This is a genomic window from Neorhizobium sp. 05N33, assembly GCF_056397445.1.
Genome location: NZ_JBFTNK010000004.1, coordinates 284,172 through 300,736, shown reverse-complemented (window position 1 = coordinate 300,736; position 16,565 = coordinate 284,172). Strand labels below are relative to the sequence as shown.

General features: G+C 61.5%; 15 protein-coding genes and 1 other RNA gene. 8 read left to right on the top strand and 8 right to left on the bottom strand.

Features of this window, described 5'->3' with window-relative positions:
• The 7 genes from rsmH to AC1DLT_RS13805 form a co-directional block, all read right to left on the bottom strand.
• The gene (gene rsmH / locus AC1DLT_RS13835) at nucleotides 1-1,026 is read right to left on the bottom strand and encodes a 16S rRNA (cytosine(1402)-N(4))-methyltransferase RsmH (RefSeq protein WP_477487096.1); all 1,026 of its coding nucleotides are present in this window, start codon (nucleotides 1,024-1,026) and stop codon (nucleotides 1-3) included.
• Nucleotides 1,027-1,040: 14 nt separating this feature from the next.
• On the bottom strand, nucleotides 1,041-1,475 hold the full coding sequence (gene mraZ / locus AC1DLT_RS13830) for a division/cell wall cluster transcriptional repressor MraZ (RefSeq protein ID WP_038549302.1): 435 nt from the start codon (nucleotides 1,473-1,475) through the stop codon (nucleotides 1,041-1,043).
• Between the two features lie 448 nt (nucleotides 1,476-1,923).
• An RNA gene (gene rnpB / locus AC1DLT_RS13825) (RNase P RNA component class A) lies at nucleotides 1,924-2,359 on the bottom strand.
• Nucleotides 2,360-2,429: 70 nt separating this feature from the next.
• The gene (locus AC1DLT_RS13820) at nucleotides 2,430-3,620 is read right to left on the bottom strand and encodes an NAD(P)/FAD-dependent oxidoreductase (protein ID WP_477487095.1); all 1,191 of its coding nucleotides are present in this window, start codon (nucleotides 3,618-3,620) and stop codon (nucleotides 2,430-2,432) included.
• 67 nt (nucleotides 3,621-3,687) lie between these two features.
• The gene (locus AC1DLT_RS13815; RefSeq protein WP_477487094.1) at nucleotides 3,688-4,284 is read right to left on the bottom strand and encodes a lytic transglycosylase domain-containing protein; all 597 of its coding nucleotides are present in this window, start codon (nucleotides 4,282-4,284) and stop codon (nucleotides 3,688-3,690) included.
• A gap of 242 nt (nucleotides 4,285-4,526) precedes the next feature.
• Nucleotides 4,527-5,288, bottom strand: a complete 762-nt coding sequence (locus AC1DLT_RS13810; RefSeq protein WP_477487093.1) for an N-acetylmuramoyl-L-alanine amidase — start codon at nucleotides 5,286-5,288, stop codon at nucleotides 4,527-4,529.
• Nucleotides 5,285-6,034 carry a J domain-containing protein gene (locus tag AC1DLT_RS13805; protein ID WP_247037124.1) on the bottom strand — a complete coding sequence of 250 codons (750 nt, stop codon included), beginning with the start codon at nucleotides 6,032-6,034 and terminating at the stop codon, nucleotides 5,285-5,287. The genes AC1DLT_RS13810 and AC1DLT_RS13805 overlap by 4 nt, the downstream gene beginning before the upstream one ends.
• A gap of 326 nt (nucleotides 6,035-6,360) precedes the next feature.
• Between AC1DLT_RS13805 and AC1DLT_RS13800 the strand changes: the two genes are divergently transcribed.
• From AC1DLT_RS13800 to AC1DLT_RS13790, 3 genes are all read left to right on the top strand, one after another.
• Nucleotides 6,361-7,572, top strand: coding sequence for a pyrophosphate--fructose-6-phosphate 1-phosphotransferase (locus tag AC1DLT_RS13800; RefSeq protein WP_038543554.1), 1,212 nt, complete (start codon nucleotides 6,361-6,363; stop codon nucleotides 7,570-7,572).
• 50 nt (nucleotides 7,573-7,622) lie between these two features.
• Complete coding sequence (locus AC1DLT_RS13795; RefSeq protein ID WP_477487092.1) at nucleotides 7,623-8,258, top strand: LysE family translocator; 636 nt, start codon at nucleotides 7,623-7,625, stop codon at nucleotides 8,256-8,258.
• 102 nt (nucleotides 8,259-8,360) lie between these two features.
• On the top strand, nucleotides 8,361-9,473 hold the full coding sequence (locus tag AC1DLT_RS13790) for a transglycosylase SLT domain-containing protein (RefSeq protein WP_477487091.1): 1,113 nt from the start codon (nucleotides 8,361-8,363) through the stop codon (nucleotides 9,471-9,473).
• Between the two features lie 41 nt (nucleotides 9,474-9,514).
• Here the strand turns inward: AC1DLT_RS13790 and AC1DLT_RS13785 are convergent, their stop codons facing one another.
• A complete protein-coding gene (locus AC1DLT_RS13785; RefSeq protein WP_477487090.1) occupies nucleotides 9,515-10,867 on the bottom strand; it encodes a serine hydrolase domain-containing protein in 1,353 nt (450 codons plus the stop codon).
• A gap of 166 nt (nucleotides 10,868-11,033) precedes the next feature.
• On the opposite strand from AC1DLT_RS13785, the gene AC1DLT_RS13780 reads away from it, so the two are divergent.
• The 5 genes from AC1DLT_RS13780 (at nucleotide 11,034) to AC1DLT_RS13760 (ending at nucleotide 16,238) form a co-directional block, all read left to right on the top strand.
• Nucleotides 11,034-12,281, top strand: coding sequence for a BtaA family protein (locus AC1DLT_RS13780; RefSeq protein WP_477487089.1), 1,248 nt, complete (start codon nucleotides 11,034-11,036; stop codon nucleotides 12,279-12,281).
• Between the two features lie 11 nt (nucleotides 12,282-12,292).
• Complete coding sequence (locus AC1DLT_RS13775) at nucleotides 12,293-12,949, top strand: class I SAM-dependent methyltransferase (RefSeq protein WP_477487088.1); 657 nt, start codon at nucleotides 12,293-12,295, stop codon at nucleotides 12,947-12,949.
• A 146-nt stretch (nucleotides 12,950-13,095) separates the two neighbouring features.
• Nucleotides 13,096-13,881 (top strand): glycoside hydrolase family 25 protein, encoded by a 786-nt coding sequence (locus tag AC1DLT_RS13770; RefSeq protein ID WP_038549310.1) that lies wholly within the window; start codon nucleotides 13,096-13,098, stop codon nucleotides 13,879-13,881.
• 140 nt (nucleotides 13,882-14,021) lie between these two features.
• Nucleotides 14,022-15,224: a lytic murein transglycosylase gene (locus AC1DLT_RS13765; protein ID WP_477487087.1), complete on the top strand. Its 1,203-nt coding sequence runs from the start codon at nucleotides 14,022-14,024 to the stop codon at nucleotides 15,222-15,224.
• 84 nt (nucleotides 15,225-15,308) lie between these two features.
• Nucleotides 15,309-16,238, top strand: a complete 930-nt coding sequence (locus tag AC1DLT_RS13760) for a DMT family transporter (RefSeq protein ID WP_477487086.1) — start codon at nucleotides 15,309-15,311, stop codon at nucleotides 16,236-16,238.
• Nucleotides 16,239-16,565 lie beyond the last annotated feature (327 nt).

Here is a 16,565-nt window from a genome sequence, read left to right as displayed (position 1 = left end):
TCAGGCTCCCATCTTTGCGAGGCTGGCGAGATCGGGCAGATCGAAAATGGATATGTCGGCCGCCCTTGGCGCGGCTTCCGTCCGCACGCCGGCGCGAAGCTTGGCCGAACGAGCGCGTGGATTGAGTTCCGCCTCCTCGTCGCTCGCCGAGATCATCGACTTGCCGAGAGGCTCGAAAATCGCAGGCTTGGCCTCGACCATCGGCAGGTGCCGCGAGCCGGAGGCCTTGCCCGAACGATCGGCGAAGAACTGCTTGACGATCCGGTCTTCGAGCGAATGGAAGGTGACGACGACCAGCCGGCCACCCGGTTTCAGCGCCCGCTCGGCCGCAAACAGCGCCTGGGCGAGCTCGCCGAGCTCGTCGTTGACGAAGACACGCAGCGCCTGGAAGACGCGGGTCGCCGGATGGATCTTGTCCTTGGCCTTGCGCGGGTTGACGGTCTCGATGAGGTTGGCGAGTTCGCGCGTGGTCGTGAACGGCTCGGTCAGACGCCGCTTCTCAATGGCACGGGCGATGCGGCCCGACTGCTTTTCCTCGCCAAGGAAACCAAAGATGCGGGTGAGATCGCCGACCTTGGCGCGATTGACGACATCCGCCGCCGAGACGCCGCTCGCCGACATGCGCATGTCGAGCGGCCCGTTGCGCTGGAAGGAGAAACCGCGATCGGCCTCGTCGATCTGCATGGAGGAGACGCCGATATCGAACACCACGCCATCAAGCCCGCCTTCCGGCGCATGATCGGCAAGGCGGGAGAACTGCGACTGAATGAGGTGGAGGCGGCCCTTGTGGGCATCGGCCAGCGCCTTGCCGGCAGCAATGGCATTCGGGTCGCGATCGAGCGCGATCACTTCGGCATCCGCCGCAAGGATCGCGGATGTATAACCACCTGCCCCGAATGTACCGTCGAGAATGATTTTGCCGGCCCGAGGCTCGAGTGCCTCGATAACTTCTTTCAGAAGAACCGGAATGTGACGAACCGGTCCGCCTTCGGGCTCCGCTGTTCCGTCGCCTGGATTCGCCGCCATTCCGTTCCCCTGTCTTACGCGGGACGCGAACCGAAGCGCCCCTCTCTCGCCGCCGCCTGCGCCTCGTGGAACGCCTGCGGCTGCCAAAGTTGAAAATGATCCGAGCGCCCAACGAAGGTAACGTCCGAGCTGATTCCTGTGAAGTCGCGGATGAAATCCGTGACCATCAGCCGGCCCTCCGCATCGAGCCTCATGAAGAGGCCGCCACCGTGAACGAGCAGCGACATCCGGTTCGCTTCCGGCGAAAACGGATCGACGGAGGCGATCTGCCGCTCGTAACGATCGAGCAGATCCGGCCCGCCGACGCTGATCGCCGGATAGGTGAAATCCTGGAGGCAATAAAGCTCCTGGATCCCGCGCTCCGAAAGAACCGAGCGAAAACTCGCCGGAACGGAGACCCGTCCCTTCGCATCGATCCTGTTCGTCGCATTCGACAGGAAGCGGCTCATCACGCCAAACATCCGCCTCGTTATGGTTCAGGACGCACGTCCGTCCACCCGTTGACACAACACCAAACACAGCTTCGCCGCCCGGATGGGCGGATAACCGCCCGGCCGCGGGACGACCGAAACTCAGGGATTGGCGGGCGCTCATTCGCCCTTGTGCAGTGCGATTTTGGGATACCATGGGACCATATGGGCGTCAATGGGAGAAGCCCCGCTAGCCACTCCCAGATGGGATTTATTTATAAGCTGTTAAGTTTAACAAAGGGTTATCGGAGGACGTGAAGAAACCGCCTCGGCAGTGTCCGACAAGTGGATTTTCGACCCTCGTTAAGCTCCGACAAACAAAGGAGCTTTCGAAATTCCTGATATAAACGCTGCGCCGCAAAAAGTGGCCGCAGGGGTGTCTATACCCCGAAAGGTGTAGACCGAATCGCACCCGCGAGAGGAGGTAAACGCCAGTTGGCCTGTAAGCCGGGTTCTGTATGGCTCCGATGCAAGCACCGGAACGTGGCAGCCATTCATCTGGGACGACATTTGCATGTCGCCTCACGCAACCCACCCGGATGACTGGCCCGGAAACAGGCTGTAGCCGCGTTTTCACGTGGCCCGTGTCATCCCTATTCGGTCTTGCTCCCGGTGGGGTTTACCTTGCCGCCGCTGTTACCAGAAGCGCGGTGGGCTCTTACCCCACCCTTTCACCCTTACCCCGCTAGCTCTGCCGCTTTGTCGAAAAGCGGTACAGCAAGCGGGGCGGTTTCCTTTCTGTGGCACTTTCCCTAGGGTCACCCCCGCCGGACGTTATCCGGCACCGTGTTTCCGTGGAGCCCGGACTTTCCTCACCCTACCGCCTTTCGGCATTGGTAAAGCGCGGCTGCCCGGCCAACTGGCAGCGGTCACATAACCGAGATGCCGAGCGAAAGCCATAGGCTGGAAGTAATCAGGCCGGAGATAATCCGTTCAGAGATAATCGGCGCGGAAATTCGCCGAATAGGCGTCGTCCCGGATTTCCCCATGGAAGATCAATTCGGCGCCGAGCCGGCCGATCTCGTCGGAACTCTTGGCCGCCGCCCCGCAGCCGCCGCTGAGGACGCCGATTCGGGAGGCATCGGTCATGGCAATCGCCGGATATCCGGTCGGCGTGAACGAGGTGACGCAGGCCGCCATCGACGAGCGGGAGAGATCGAGGTCCGGCATCAGCCGCGTCATGATCTCGGCAAGCCGGGCGCGCGTGCTTTCGCGCCCGCCCGAGCGGAACCAGGCGCGGATGTCCGGCTCGGTTGGCAAGAGCAGGTCGTCCGGATCGCCGCCGATCTTCAGATAGACCCGGCCGTCGGGATAACGCACCGGCGGCAGGAGATAGATGCCGTCCTCGCCCTCGCGCCATTTCCAGATCAGCGAAGGCACCCTGCCCCAGACATCCATCGCGGCCTCGTCGACCTCGAAGAAGGCGACGGTGCGGGCATAGACACTCAGGTCGAGGCGTGCGCCGAGCAGCCGTTCGTTGATCGAAAAACCTCCGGCTGCGACCAGCACTTTTTCGGCAAGATAGCTGTTACCCTCGGTGGTCGTGACGGCGACCTGATCGCCATCCTGGCGCACCGAGGAAACCGTTTCCGGAATGATTGCCGTACCCTGGCGCTCGGCGATTAGGGCCTGCGCCTTCACCAGCCGGCGCGGATTGATGTGTCCGGCGTTCCTCGGCTCCCAGACACCTTCGCTCTCCTTCGGGAACGAGAAGAAACCGAATCGCCCAGCAAGGTCCGCATCCGACAGCGTCTCGGTCGCAACGCCGAGCTTATCTGCCGCGTCGAGAACGCTCGCGACATAGGAAGGTCCCTCGCCCCGTTTCGGCCCGACCAGCAGGCAGCCCGATTGGGAATAGAAATCCACGCCGCTTTCACGGGCAATCTCGCCGTAACGTTCGATCGAACGATTGGCGAGGCGCGCCCACACGGGATCGGGATCGATCGTCCGGGTGATGCGCGCCTCGTCGTAGTGGCTGGCAAAGACGCCTTCATGGCGCCCGTAGTCCGCCGGCTCACCGGGACCGACCAACGCTATACCGTCGGTCCATTTCGAGAGGTAGCGGGCCGCCGCAGCGCCCATCATGCCCCTCCCGACCACGATAAATCTGAACCGTTCAGTCATGCCCTCGCCTTTCGATTCCACCGGCCGAAATACCTTCTGTTCGAAGCACTTCTAGCCGTTTTCGGAATCAAAATGCCACAGGCGAAAGCGACGCAGTCCGTTCGGCCGTCTGCTCGGCGGTCTCGATCACCGCCTGGACCCGATTGCAATAACGTTTGGAAACCGGGTTCATGCGCTTGGCGYCATGGCCGGCATTGTATTTGAGGATGGTGCCGCAGATCTTGCCGCCGCCGAGTTCATGGGCGCCGGCCAGATATTTCATGCCATAGCGGATATTTGTCTCGGGGTCGTAGAGACCGTAGTCCGGCCCCCGGTAACCCATCAGCCTTGCCGTTGCCGGCTTGATCTGCATCAGCCCGATCTCGCCGGCACTGCCCTTGACGGTCGGCCGGAAATTGCTCTCGATCTGCACCACGGCCAGCGCGATCTCCTCCGGAACATCATATTCGTCCGCATATTTTGAGATCAGCTGGGAATAATGAAGCTGCCGAACCAGGCGCTTGGCTTCATCGGTGGGCGCGGCAAAACCGGTTTCGCGCGTTTCCCATGGAATGATCAGCGGCTTGGTATAGGTAGTGACGGCGTCGTCCTCAGCGCGCACGAGTTCGGTTCCCGCGACCAGCATGGCAAGGCCCGCCGCGGCAGCAACAATCATAATATTCATGTAGGTGAAGTGTCTCCGGACCAGCAGGAATCGCGGGTGCGGTTACGCAAACACCCTCTCAGCGCGTCGCCGGATTGACGGCGCGATGTCTGAACGATCCTGGTCGTTTATCTCTGCAACCCCCGTCCAACATGGCGGCTGCCGTTAGCGGGTCCTTTAGACCGGGCTAATAAGGAGATGATGTGGCACGGCTGATTTTTGCGGTTTTCCGCCGGTTCAAACGACCGCCACGGCGCTCGGCGTCAATTGAATTTTGACAAGGACTTGAGCAGCCGATGCAGAGTGTCGATCGTCGAGAAATCGGCGATCCCATCGACGAGTTGCGGCCGGAAATGCCGCTGGAAAGCCTCGACCACGCCCTTCGTGCGCTCGCAGAAAGTGCCCGTGATTTCAATTCCGTAGCCATAGAGCGAGAGCATCGACTGCAAGGCCTCGATAGGCTGGCCACTCTCCCCGAACTGGAAAAACCGTCCGCCGCTGATTTGCGTTGGATCGATCCAATGGCCGATCCCCTCAAGGTACAACTTTTCCCAGGGGAAATTTTCGCCCGGGTCGACCTTGCGGATCGGGGCGACATCGGAGTGCCCGAGCACCCTTTCCGGCCGGATTTGCCACCTCTCGCCGCAATCGCGACACAATTCGACGACGGCTTCGACCTGCGTGGACGGATAGCCCGGCAGGCCTCCCGGATGGCCCGGATTGGCGATCTCTATACCGATAGAACAGGAATTGATGTCGATCTCGCCGGCCCAGGAGCTCTTGCCCGCATGCCAGGCACGCCGATCCTCCGGCACGAGCTGTACCACGCACCCGTCCTCGTGGACGAAATAATGGCTGGAGACCTGGCTCTCTTCGTTGCAGAGCCAGGACAGTGCCTTATCGCCGCTCGGCATGCCCGTATAGTGCAGGATGATCATGTCGGGCGGGCGACCGCCGGCACGTTCACCATGGTTTGGAGAAGGCCTTACCGTCGCGCCGGCATAATCGGCGGTAAACGGTGTCATGCGGCGCGGCGCTCTTTCTCGATCGCCGCATAGGCGGCGTTGAGTGCCGCCATGCGCTCGTTGGCGGCGGCATGCAGCGAAGCCGGAACACCGCGGGCGATCAGCCGGTCGGGATGATGTTCGGAGACAAGCGAGCGGTACTGCTTGCGGATCTTGGCGAAATCGTCTTCCGGCGAAACGCCGAGTACCAGATAGGGGTCCCGGCCCTCGAGATGCACGTGCCGCGCCATGATGCGACGGAAATGCCCCTCGTCGATGCGGAAGATTTCGGCGATGCGCGACAGGAAGGCAAGTTCCGCCTCGTGCACCAGCCCGTCCGCCTTGGCGATATGGAACAGGCCGTCCACGACGTTTTCCAGCATCGGGCAATTGTCAGCCTTGCCGGCACCGGGGCTACACAATCCAGCGAGCTTGGTCGCATAGGCTTCATAACCTGCAACGTCCTGGCGCGCGAGGTTATAGAGGCGTGCGACGTTGCGGGCTTCCTCGTCGGGAAAATCGAATATCTGCTGAAAGGCCTTGACCTCGGCCTCGCTGACGATACCGTCGGCCTTCGCCATCTTGGCCGACAGCGCGATAATGGCAACCGAGAAAGACACCTGCCGGCGCGTTTCCGGATCACCCTCGAATACCGTGCGGATCGCCTCAATGACGCGGCCGAGCGCGTTCCCGGCTGCGTCGCCCATGGCGCCGAGAAGCCGTTCCCATAGAGAAGAAAACTGAAGGCAGGCAAAATCCCAGATCATCAGAATAGTGGACCAGATTGCAGGCGCGATTGCAAGACGACGGACGGCCCGTCTTAGATTAAACTATGTTCATGTTTTCCGAACAATCACCGGCGCTCACAGACAGGTGACCCTGTACTCCGGGACAATTGACGAGGCCCGCAGATCTGTTTTCCACAGGCGAGGCTTGAGTGCCGTAAGAGTTGAATCGATTATATTAGCCTCTTCTGCGCCACGAAGTCGAAGCTGCGGTTTTTCTTGAGAAATTCACTTTACAGGCGCTTGTCTCTGTCGCATCCATTCAGCGGTTTTGAACTGTACGCGAGCGTGCGCGTGAAGGAGGATCGATGGCCAAACAGAAAGTAGCAATGCTGACCGCAGGGGGCCTCGCGCCCTGTCTGTCTTCCGCCGTCGGCGGCCTGATCGAGCGCTACAACGACGTCGCACCTGACATCGAGATGGTCGCCTACCGCTCCGGTTATCAAGGCGTTCTGCTCGGCGACCGCATCGGAATCACCAGGGACATGCGCGAAAAGGCGCATCTGCTGCACCGCTACGGCGGCTCGCCGATCGGCAACAGCCGCGTCAAGCTCACCAATGCCGCAGACTGCGTCAAGCGCGGCCTCGTCAAGGAAGGCGAGAACCCGCTTCGCGTCGCCGCCGAGCGGCTGGCCGCCGATGGAATCACCATTCTTCACACGATCGGCGGCGACGACACCAACACGACGGCCGCCGACCTTGCCGCCTATCTCGGCGCCAACGGCTACGACCTCACCGTCGTCGGCCTGCCCAAGACCGTCGACAACGACATCGTGCCGATCCGCCAGTCGCTCGGCGCCTGGACGGCCGCCGAAGTCGGTGCCTCTTTCTTCGACAACGTTTCGAACGAGCAGAGTGCCGCTCCTCGCACATTTGTGATTCACGAAGTGATGGGACGCCACTGCGGCTGGCTTACCGCCGCGACCGCACGGGCCTATATTCAAAAGACCAAAGGCAACGAATATGTCGAGGGCTTCATGATGAACAGCGCTATGAAGAACATCGATGGTGTCTACCTGCCGGAGATGGCCTTCGACCTCGACAAGGAGGCCGCACGCCTCAAGGACGTCATGGATCAGCGCGGTTTCGTGACCTTGTTCGTTTCGGAAGGTGCCGGCCTCGATACGATCGTCGCCGAACGGGAAGCGGCAGGCGAAGCGATCAAGCGCGACGCGTTCGGCCATGTTAAGATAGACACGATCAATGTCGGCGGCTGGTTCCAGAAGCAGTTCGCAGCGCTGATCGGAGCCGATCGCTCGATGGTGCAGAAGTCCGGCTATTTCGCCCGCTCGGCACCGGCAAACGGCGACGACCTGCGCCTCATCCAGGGCATGGTCGATCTCGCGGTCGAAAGCGCACTGAACAAGGTTTCGGGCGTGACCGGCCACGACGAGGATCAGGGTGGAAAACTGCGCACGATCGAATTTCCCAGAATCAAGGGTGGAAAACATTTCGATCTGACGGCAAAATGGTTCGGCGAAGTGATGGACCATATCGGCCAGCCCTTCGAAACGGCTTGAGACAAGAAAATTAGCGGGCGCCGCTCAACGGGCGTCCGGGAGGAAATGGAATGACGGCTGACATCTGGCTCGCTTTTGCTGCGACCGCGATATTTCTCGCCCTCCTTCCAAGCCCCCTTGCTTGTCTCACCGCCAGCTTCTCGCTCCAGCGCGGTCGCCGCACGGCGATCGCCACGGTTCCGGGTCTTGCCGTCGGAATGTCGGCAGCCCTGATCGTGGCGATGATCCCCATGGCCCTGGTCGCCGTCTATCTGCCGAAGCTCGTCGACGTAATCTCCTGGGCGGGGCTGGGTTACCTGATGCTCTACGTGCTCTGGTCCTACCAGGATCCGCGAATCTCCGGCCCCATCGCCGACAATGACAATCTTCCCGAGTGTCGGGCGGCACGAATCTTCGGATGCCTGTTCGGCAAATCCGCCTTCCAGGCGCGTTATGCCGTCGTCCTTGCAGCCGTGCTCGCCCAGTTCGTCGATCCCGACCGGTCGCTCCTGCCCCAGCTTCTCGAAATGCAGGCGACCTTCCTTGTTTGCGCAGCGCTTGGAGCCGGAATTCACGTGCTTTTTCCGCGCCGCGTGCTCGCCCGCAGACGGCGCCCCGCCAACCTCAATGCCGCCTCGCGCAAACCCCAGACGCGCTTCATTTCACGGCGCGCGGTCACCGCCGGCTATCGCCGGATCGCCGCGTGAGGCTCGCCGTCTTGCCGGACGCCGCCCAATAGGTTAATGGAAACACTCTTTTGGTGGCGTTTGGGCGGACTGGGGTAACCATTTTTTCATGAAAGCGACCCAATGGCGATAATCCGATTCCTCGGCCGCGGGACGGTTGTGGCGTGCGCCGTTTCTTCGGCTCTCACCGGATGTTCGAGCGTCGAACGCGAGCAAAAGCTTGCAGCGACGCAGTCGGTTGCCCCGATCAACGGCCAGGCGACCGGACCTGTTCAGACAGCCTCCGCGGATGGCCAGACGACCACCCATAAAGCCGATCTGCCGGTCTACGGGCCGGTTCAGGTTGCAGGCCAGACGATCCCTCCGGGGGTCCAGCTCGCCTCCACTGTCCAGGTAGCCGGCACCCAGCCGACCGTGGCACTCGCCAAGACCGCAAGACTTCCCGTCCCGACGCCTGCAGCCGCCGATGCGATGTCCGTTCAGTCGGCCGCGATGGCAGCACCCACCATGGCCCCGCTCGTCGCTTTTGCGCCGGCGCCCGGACCGGCGATGATGCCGCCGCCCGTGGCCCGCACCACCTCGACTATCCTCGCGTCCGCCCAGCCGGCGAGCCTTGCGATGCCAAAGGGCAGCCGCCTCGTGTCGCCGCCGATCGCGCCTGCCGTCACCGAAGGCCGGATCCAGCCGGCCGCAGCCTCAGCAATCGCGCTCGACGAACCCGAACTTACGCCTGATATGGTCGCACTGCAGACCGTCGTCCCGATCCCTCGCCCGGACACTGCGACGCTTGCCTATGCAGCGCAGCCGAGAGCGATTGCCGCATTGTCGGCCATGGAATTCCCGCCGGCTCCGGGCGAGCCTATGCCGACCACGGCGTCCGATGCGCCGCCGGAATTGAGCAAGCTCATCAAGCGTTATGCCGGCATGTATGGCGTACCGGAATCGCTGGTGCACCGCGTCGTGCATCGGGAAAGCAAATATGATCCCAAGGCCTATCACAAGAACGGCTATTGGGGCCTCATGCAGATCAAGTATTCGACCGCCAAGTCGATGGGTTACGAAGGCCCGCCCGCCGGCCTGCTCGATGCCGAGACCAACCTCAAATACGCGATCAAGTACCTGCGTGGCGCCTGGCTGGTTGCCGACAACAAAAACGACAATGCCATCAAGCTGTATGCGCGCGGTTATTATTATGACGCCAAGCGCAAGGACATGCTGGACGTCCTGGAGAAGTAAGCCGGGCCTGAAAAATATTTGGACGGTATGCTTGCGGCGCCTCAGGGCGCCGTTGTTGTTTTCACCACCTCGGCGACAAGCCGTGTCGGATCGTAGCGGTTCCAGCTCGGCGTCAGCCCAAGCCTTACCACGACCAGATCGAGCGACGGGACGACCGTGATGGTCTGCCCATCGTGCCCCTGGATGAAAAAGGCATCCGCCGGCATGTCGGGATTGTTCTTGTCCGGCAGCCAGGTCTGCATCTTCGAATAACGGCCGTTCGACGTGGCGTTGGCCTGGTGCATCAGCGCGACAAAACCGTCCGGCAGGATCCGGCTGCCGTTCCAGACGCCGTCTCGCGCAAGCAGCAGCCCCATACGGCCCCAGTCCCGCGCCGTCGCATACATATAGGAACTGCCGACGAGAGTACCGGCCGCATCCGCCTCCATGACGGCGCTTGTCATGCCGAGCGGACCAAACAGGGCGGTGCGGGGATAGGCGAGCGCCGCGGTTCTCTCGCCGACCTTCTCCATCCAGATTTTTGAGAGCAACACGGCGGTGCCGGAAGAATAGCTGAACCGCGAACCGGGATCGGCCTCCAGCGGCTGGTCGGCCGCAAAGCCTGCCATGTCCGGCTCGAGATAGAGCATGCGCGTCACGTCAGCGACCGCGCCGTAGTCCTCGTTGAAGGCAAGCCCGCTTTCCATGGCGGCGAGGTCTGCAATCCGGATATCGCCGCGCTGGTTGCCCCGCCATTGGGGAAACAGTCCCTTGTCGTCCAGCGAGAGCTTTCCGTCGCGGACCAGGGTGCCGAGGATCGCGGCGTTGACGGTCTTGGTCATCGACCAGCCGAGCAACGGCGTATCCTTGGAAAAACCGCTCGAATAGGTCTCGGCGACGATCCGCCCCCGCTTGACCACCACCACAGCCCGCATGCCAGGCCCGACAAGATTCGCATCTAAGAGGAGCCGCGCAACCGACGGATCAGGTTCCACTTTTCCGCCTTCCGGCCAAAGCGCGGACGGATCGGCTGACGTAACGGCAGGCACCGGAACGGTGGCGGCTGCCGCGGCTGCGCCGTCAGGCGTGACGGTGCAGCCGAGCCCTTCGCGATAGACCGCGTCATTGCCGGCGAAAATGCCAAGCAGTGCCGCATGAACCCGCTTTTCCGTTCGATCGACGGAAACCCGCATCAATCTCAGAAGCGGATGGCCGGGAGCCTGGACATCGACCGCCAGAACCTCATCGCTGTCGCGTCCGGCAAGGAAGACGTTCGAGCAGACCATCTTGGCCGAATAGCCGCTGCCGACCCTCAGCAGTTCCGGAGGCGACGTATAGAGCCAGATCCCGAGCCCGATCAGGCCAACGACGATGAGGCCGACGAGGATTTTCAAAGACCGGATCAAGAACCGCATGCCTGCCTCCCATTGGACGGCCGCATGCAATCAGGATTCTCGGATCCAAGGAAGAGGCGATCGGCAACGCCCGGGCCTATTGCGGGACTGGACACAGGCCTCGTCATCAATCTGTAGCATGACGGGTTTACACGCCCTGAAACTCTGAACAAGGCGGGACTCGACCATGGCGGATATTGCACAGGAAGCCGGTTTTCGGAAAAACCAGAAGCTCAAGGACGCACTTCTGCAGCATAAAGCACTGTCTCGGCAGGGTTTTTCAGAAAGGCTTTTCGGCCTCCTGTTCTCCGGTCTCGTCTATCCGCAGATCTGGGAAGACCCGGAAGTCGACATGACCGCCATGGAGCTTTCTGACGAGCATTCGATCGTCACCATCGGCTCCGGCGGCTGCAACATGCTCGCCTATCTCTCCCGCTCGCCGAAGAAAATCGATGTCGTCGATTTGAACCCGCATCACGTCGCGCTGAACCGCCTGAAACTCGCCGCCTTCCGCCACCTGCCCGGCCACGGCGATGTCGTTCGCCATTTCGGCATGGACGGCATCCGCACCAACAGCAAGAGCTACGACACCTTCATCGCCCCGAACCTCGACGCCGCGACCCGCGCCTATTGGGACAAGCGCTCGATTGCCGGCCGTCGTCGGATCGAAGTGTTCGACCGCAATATCTACAAGACCGGCCTGCTCGGCCGTTTCATCGGCGCCGGCCATCTGATCGCCCGCTTGCACGGCATCAATCTGACCGAAATGGCCAATGCCAAGTCGCTGCGCGAACAGCGCCAGTTCTTCGACGACCGCATCGCTCCGCTGTTTGACAAGCCGCTGATCCGCTGGATCACCAGCCGCAAGAGCTCGCTGTTTGGCCTCGGCATTCCGCCGCAGCAATATGACGAGCTGGCGAGCCTCGCCTCCGACGGCTCGATCGCACCGGTCCTGCGCCAGCGCCTCGAAAAACTCGCCTGCCACTTTCCGCTGCGCGACAACTATTTCGCCTGGCAGGCTTTCGCGCGCCGTTATCCGAAGCCCGAGGAAGGCACGCTGCCGACCTACCTGAAGGCGGAAAACTACCGCGCCATCCGCGACAATGCCGAGCGCGTGACAGTTCATCATGCGAGCTTCACCGAACTGCTGGCGCAGAAGGCTGCCGGCTCGGTCGATCGTTACGTCCTGCTCGACGCGCAGGATTGGATGAACGACGAGCAATTGAACGACGTCTGGTCGGAAATCAGCCGCACGGCCGCGCCCGGCGCCCGCGTGATCTTCCGCACCGCCGCCGAAAAGAGCGTGCTCGACGGTCGCCTCTCGCCGGCCCTCCTCGATCAGTGGTCCTATCTGGAAGAACGCTCCAGCGAGCTCAACCTCGAGGATCGCTCGGCGATCTACGGCGGTTTCCACATCTACGTGAAAAAAGCCTGATGGCGACGGATATGGCGAACAGCCCCCTGTCCAATGGCCACGCCGAACGCATGGACCGGATGTACCGGTATCAGCGCCATATCTACGACATCACCCGCAAATATTACCTCTTCGGCCGCGACCGGGCGATTGCGGGGTTGAATGTTCCGCCGAATGCCTCGCTGCTCGAAGTCGGCTGCGGCACAGGCCGTAACCTCGCCCTCGCTCATAGGCACTACCCGGCTGCAAAGCTCTACGGCCTCGATATTTCCGCCGAGATGCTGGAAAGTGCCCGGGCCAATTTCCGCGGCAAGCCGGTCACCCCGGAATTTCGGGTCGCCGATGCGACCAGTTTCACAGCGGAGGAATTCGGCACGACCGGCTTCGACCGTATCCTGATCTCCTACGCGTTGTCGATGATTCCCGATTGGGAAAAGGCGGTCGAAGCCTCGCTTGCGGCGCTTTCGCCGCATGGTTCTCTGCACATCGTCGACTTCGGCCAACAGGAACGGCTGCCGGGCTGGTTCGGGCGGTTTTTGAAGGCGTGGCTCATGCGTTTCCACGTCACGCCGCGGCCGAACCTGCACGACGTGCTCGAAAGCAAGCTTGCCGACGCTGACGCCGATATGATCTTCGAGGAGATCGGCGGGGGCTACGCGTGGCACGCGGTCATCCGCCGTAGGAACTGAATCCCGGAGCTCTCTGGGTTTCGAGCTGGAATTCCTCTTGCCCTAACTGATTTTTTACGACGTTATGGTGAATATGGAGTTCACGCCTCCCTGTTTTGCGTCGAACGGGGCAAGAGGCTTCCACATCGACACCACACGGGATGTTCATGCCTCGGCTCCTTCTGGCCCTCCTTGCGACCGCGTTCCTTGCCACGGGATGCACATCCTCAAGCTATGACCTGATGGAAACGTCATCGGTCAAGAAAATGCGGTTCAAGGACAGCGACCCGCAGGATTTCGGCAAGAACCACCCGGGCCTGCACGAGATCCACGGCATCGACGTCTCCAAGTGGAACGGTACGGATATCGACTGGCCGGCCGTGAAGAAGGCTGGAATAGCCTTCGTCTTCATCAAGGCGACCGAAGGCAGGGATCGCATCGATCCGACCTTCGAGCTGAACTGGCGAGGTGCCGCGTCGGCCGGCATTCCTTACGCCCCCTACCATTTCTATTATTTCTGCTCGACGGCCGACGAACAGGCCGATTGGTTCATCAACAACGTGCCCAAGGATGCGGTAAAGCTGCCGCCGGTCCTCGACATGGAATGGAACCAGGCTTCGCCGACCTGCAAGACCCGTCCCGATCCCGAAACAGTGCGTGCATCGATGCAGCGCTTCATGGATCGTCTCGAGGCCTATTACGGCAAGCGGCCGATCATCTATACATCGGTGGATTTCCACCGGGACAATCTGGTCGGCGCCTTCAGCAACTATCATTTCTGGCTCCGCGCCGTGGCGCAGCATCCCACCAAGATCTACCCGGATCGCCGCTGGGCTTTCTGGCAGTATACCTCGACCGGCATCGTTCCGGGCATCAAGGGCGAGATGGATATCAACGTCTTTGCGGGCACGTCCAAGAACTGGCATAACTGGATTGCGGCGGTGAACAAGTAACTCCGTTCGCAGGGCGAACAGGTGTCTGGCAATGTGTGAGCAGTTGCGATAAAAACTGCGCCACCAGAGCTGTCGCCCATGTTTCGGTCACAAAATTTTCCGAGATCAGGCGGCGCTTACTCAGATTCTAGGAACGCCGAATGTCCGCTCGCTTTGCCCGCCGCCTCGCCCTCGCCTCCGTCATCACCAGCTGCCTCGCCTCCACCGCTCTCGCCCAGACCCCGGCTCCCGCCTGTGGCGGCGATCTCGGCGCCTTCCTGAACGGTGTCAAGGCAGAAGCCATTTCCAAGGGCGCATCGGCAAGTGCTGCGGATGAAGCACTCGCCGGCGCGCAGATCGACCAGAAGGTCTTGTCCCGCGACCGGGCCCAGGGTGTCTTCCGACAGACCTTCATTGAATTCTCGCAGCGCACCGTCAGCCAGGCCCGCCTCGATATCGGCCGCCAAAAGATCAAGCAGTATGCGGACGTCTTTGCCCGCGCCGAAAAGGAATTCGGCGTGCCGCCAGGCGTGATTACCGCCTTCTGGGCCATGGAGACCGATTTCGGCGCCGTCCAGGGCGATTTCAACACCCGCAACGCCCTGGTGACGCTTTCGCATGACTGCCGCCGCCCTGAACTTTTTCGCCCGCAGCTGATCGCCCTGATCGAAATGGTCCAGCAAGGCGATCTCAATCCTTCCTCCAACACGGGTGCATGGGCCGGCGAGATCGGCCAGGTGCAGATGCTTCCGAAGGATATCGTCGCGCACGGTGTCGACGGTGACGGCGATGGCCATGTCAACGTCAAGACCAGTTCCCCGGACGCCATCCTGACAGCCGCCAAGTTCATCCAGAGCATGGGCTTCAAGCCCGGCCAGCCCTGGATGCAGGAAGTGACGCTGCCCGAGAATCTGCCTTGGGACAAGTCCGGCCTCGGCAACGAAATGCCGGCAAGCGAATGGTTCAAGCTGGGCGTCGTCCCGCGCGACGGCGTAACCAATTTCGGCAACCTGCCCGCAGCCCTCATCCTGCCGCAGGGCCGCAAGGGACCGACCTTCCTCACCTATCCGAACTTCAACATCTATCTGGAATGGAACCAGTCGTTCATCTACACGACTTCGGCCGCCTATTTCGCAACCCGGCTTTCCGGCGCTCCTACCTATCAGAAGGGCACGCCGGACCAGGGTCTCGACGATACTGGCATGAAGGCGCTGCAGACCAAGCTCGAAGCGCTCGGCCACGATATCGGCAAGGTCGACGGCATTCTCGGATCGGGTACGCGCCAGGCCGTCCAGAAGGAACAGGCACGCCTCGGCCTGCCGGCCGACGGCTGGCCGACCCAGGGCCTGCTCTCCGCGCTCTGAAATTCAATCGCCACCCGGCGAAAACGGGTGGCGACTCGTGGATCATCGGGATATCCCTTCGCCTTGACCGCGAGGAGATTTCGCATGACAACCGCCGCCATTTCGAAACCCGGCGCCGTGGCATGGGCGCTGATCCTGCTGCTCGGGCTGATCTGGGGCGGGTCCTTCTTCTTCGCGCGCGTAGCGGTCTTGGAAGTTCCGCCCTTCACGCTCGTTTTCCTGCGCCTGCTTCTGGCGGCGCTGGCGCTCCATATCTACCTGCACGGTCGCTTCGGGCTCTATGCGACGCTTCGCACCCATTGGCGCTCGTTTCTGGTGATGGGCTTTATCAACAACGCCCTGCCCCACACGCTGATCTTCTTCGGCCAGACCGAGATCGGCGCTGGGCTTGCCTCGATCCTCAACGCGACGACGCCGATCTGGACGGTTCTGATCGCCAATCGCTGGACCACTGACGAGAAACTGACACCCGCAAAGATCGCCGGCTGCCTGATGGGATTTGCCGGTACGGCCGTGCTCATCGGTCCCGGCGTCACGGCAGCCGCCTCCGTGCCGTTCTGGGCGCTGATCCTGCCCATCCTTGCGGCAATCTCCTACGGCGTGGCCGGCACCTACGGCAAACGTTTCCGCGGCCTGCCGGCACCTGTCAGTGCCACCGGACAGCTTACGGCCTCCAGCCTGATCATGCTGCCCGTGTCGCTCTTCGCCGACCAGCCCTGGGCACTGCCCGCCCCATCGACGCACGCCATCCTTGCGATCCTTGCCCTGGCGCTCCTGTCGACCGCCTTCGCCTATCTTCTCTATTTTCGCATTCTCGCACTGGCGGGTGCAACGAACGCGTCTCTGGTCACACTCGTCGTGCCTCCGAGCGCTATCCTTCTCGGCGCGCTTTTCCTCGGCGAAAGGTTGGAGGCGACCGACCTGATCGGCATGCTGCTGATCGGCTTCGGCCTCGTTCTGCTCGATGGAAGGCTTCTTCGCAGACGCAGCAATGTGGCATCGAGAGCGCCGTAACGGGGCGAAACCATCACGGAATATGTCAGAAGTTAACAGCCGTACACGGCTTTTTAACTTTGCGGAAATTAAGATTAACGGATGGTTTATTAATAAAAATCAGTGACTTGCACGATCCTTTCCGGCGTAAGGCGAATAGGCGCACGGCACTGCAGCATCGAAAGACGCTTCCCAACCGGCACAAAACCGACATAAAGTCTGCCCGTCAACGCAAGGAGGCAGACATGGGACGTACATACTCTCTCAATGTCTTGGTAGTCGGTGCAGCGTTTGTGTTTGTGGCATCCATGCTCTTCATTTGAGCGCCACCAGTTCCACTACCAGTTC

Bases quoted from the DNA above. Each gene is read 5' to 3' on its own strand.
- AC1DLT_RS13800 (WP_038543554.1), top strand. From the start codon at position 6,361: ATGGCCAAACAGAAAGTAGCAATGCTGACCGCAGGGGGCCTCGCGCCC.
- AC1DLT_RS13805 (WP_247037124.1), bottom strand. From the start codon at position 6,034: ATGATCTGGGATTTTGCCTGCCTTCAGTTTTCTTCTCTATGGGAACGG.
- AC1DLT_RS13790 (WP_477487091.1), top strand. From the start codon at position 8,361: ATGGCGATAATCCGATTCCTCGGCCGCGGGACGGTTGTGGCGTGCGCC.
- AC1DLT_RS13775 (WP_477487088.1), top strand. From the start codon at position 12,293: ATGGCGAACAGCCCCCTGTCCAATGGCCACGCCGAACGCATGGACCGG.
- AC1DLT_RS13810 (WP_477487093.1), bottom strand. From the start codon at position 5,288: ATGACACCGTTTACCGCCGATTATGCCGGCGCGACGGTAAGGCCTTCT.
- AC1DLT_RS13765 (WP_477487087.1), top strand. From the start codon at position 14,022: ATGTCCGCTCGCTTTGCCCGCCGCCTCGCCCTCGCCTCCGTCATCACC.
- mraZ (WP_038549302.1), bottom strand. From the start codon at position 1,475: ATGAGCCGCTTCCTGTCGAATGCGACGAACAGGATCGATGCGAAGGGA.
- AC1DLT_RS13780 (WP_477487089.1), top strand. From the start codon at position 11,034: ATGGCGGATATTGCACAGGAAGCCGGTTTTCGGAAAAACCAGAAGCTC.
- AC1DLT_RS13785 (WP_477487090.1), bottom strand. From the start codon at position 10,867: ATGCGGTTCTTGATCCGGTCTTTGAAAATCCTCGTCGGCCTCATCGTC.
- AC1DLT_RS13795 (WP_477487092.1), top strand. From the start codon at position 7,623: ATGACGGCTGACATCTGGCTCGCTTTTGCTGCGACCGCGATATTTCTC.
- rsmH (WP_477487096.1), bottom strand. From the start codon at position 1,026: ATGGCGGCGAATCCAGGCGACGGAACAGCGGAGCCCGAAGGCGGACCG.
- AC1DLT_RS13820 (WP_477487095.1), bottom strand. From the start codon at position 3,620: ATGACTGAACGGTTCAGATTTATCGTGGTCGGGAGGGGCATGATGGGC.
- AC1DLT_RS13770 (WP_038549310.1), top strand. From the start codon at position 13,096: ATGCCTCGGCTCCTTCTGGCCCTCCTTGCGACCGCGTTCCTTGCCACG.
- AC1DLT_RS13760 (WP_477487086.1), top strand. From the start codon at position 15,309: ATGACAACCGCCGCCATTTCGAAACCCGGCGCCGTGGCATGGGCGCTG.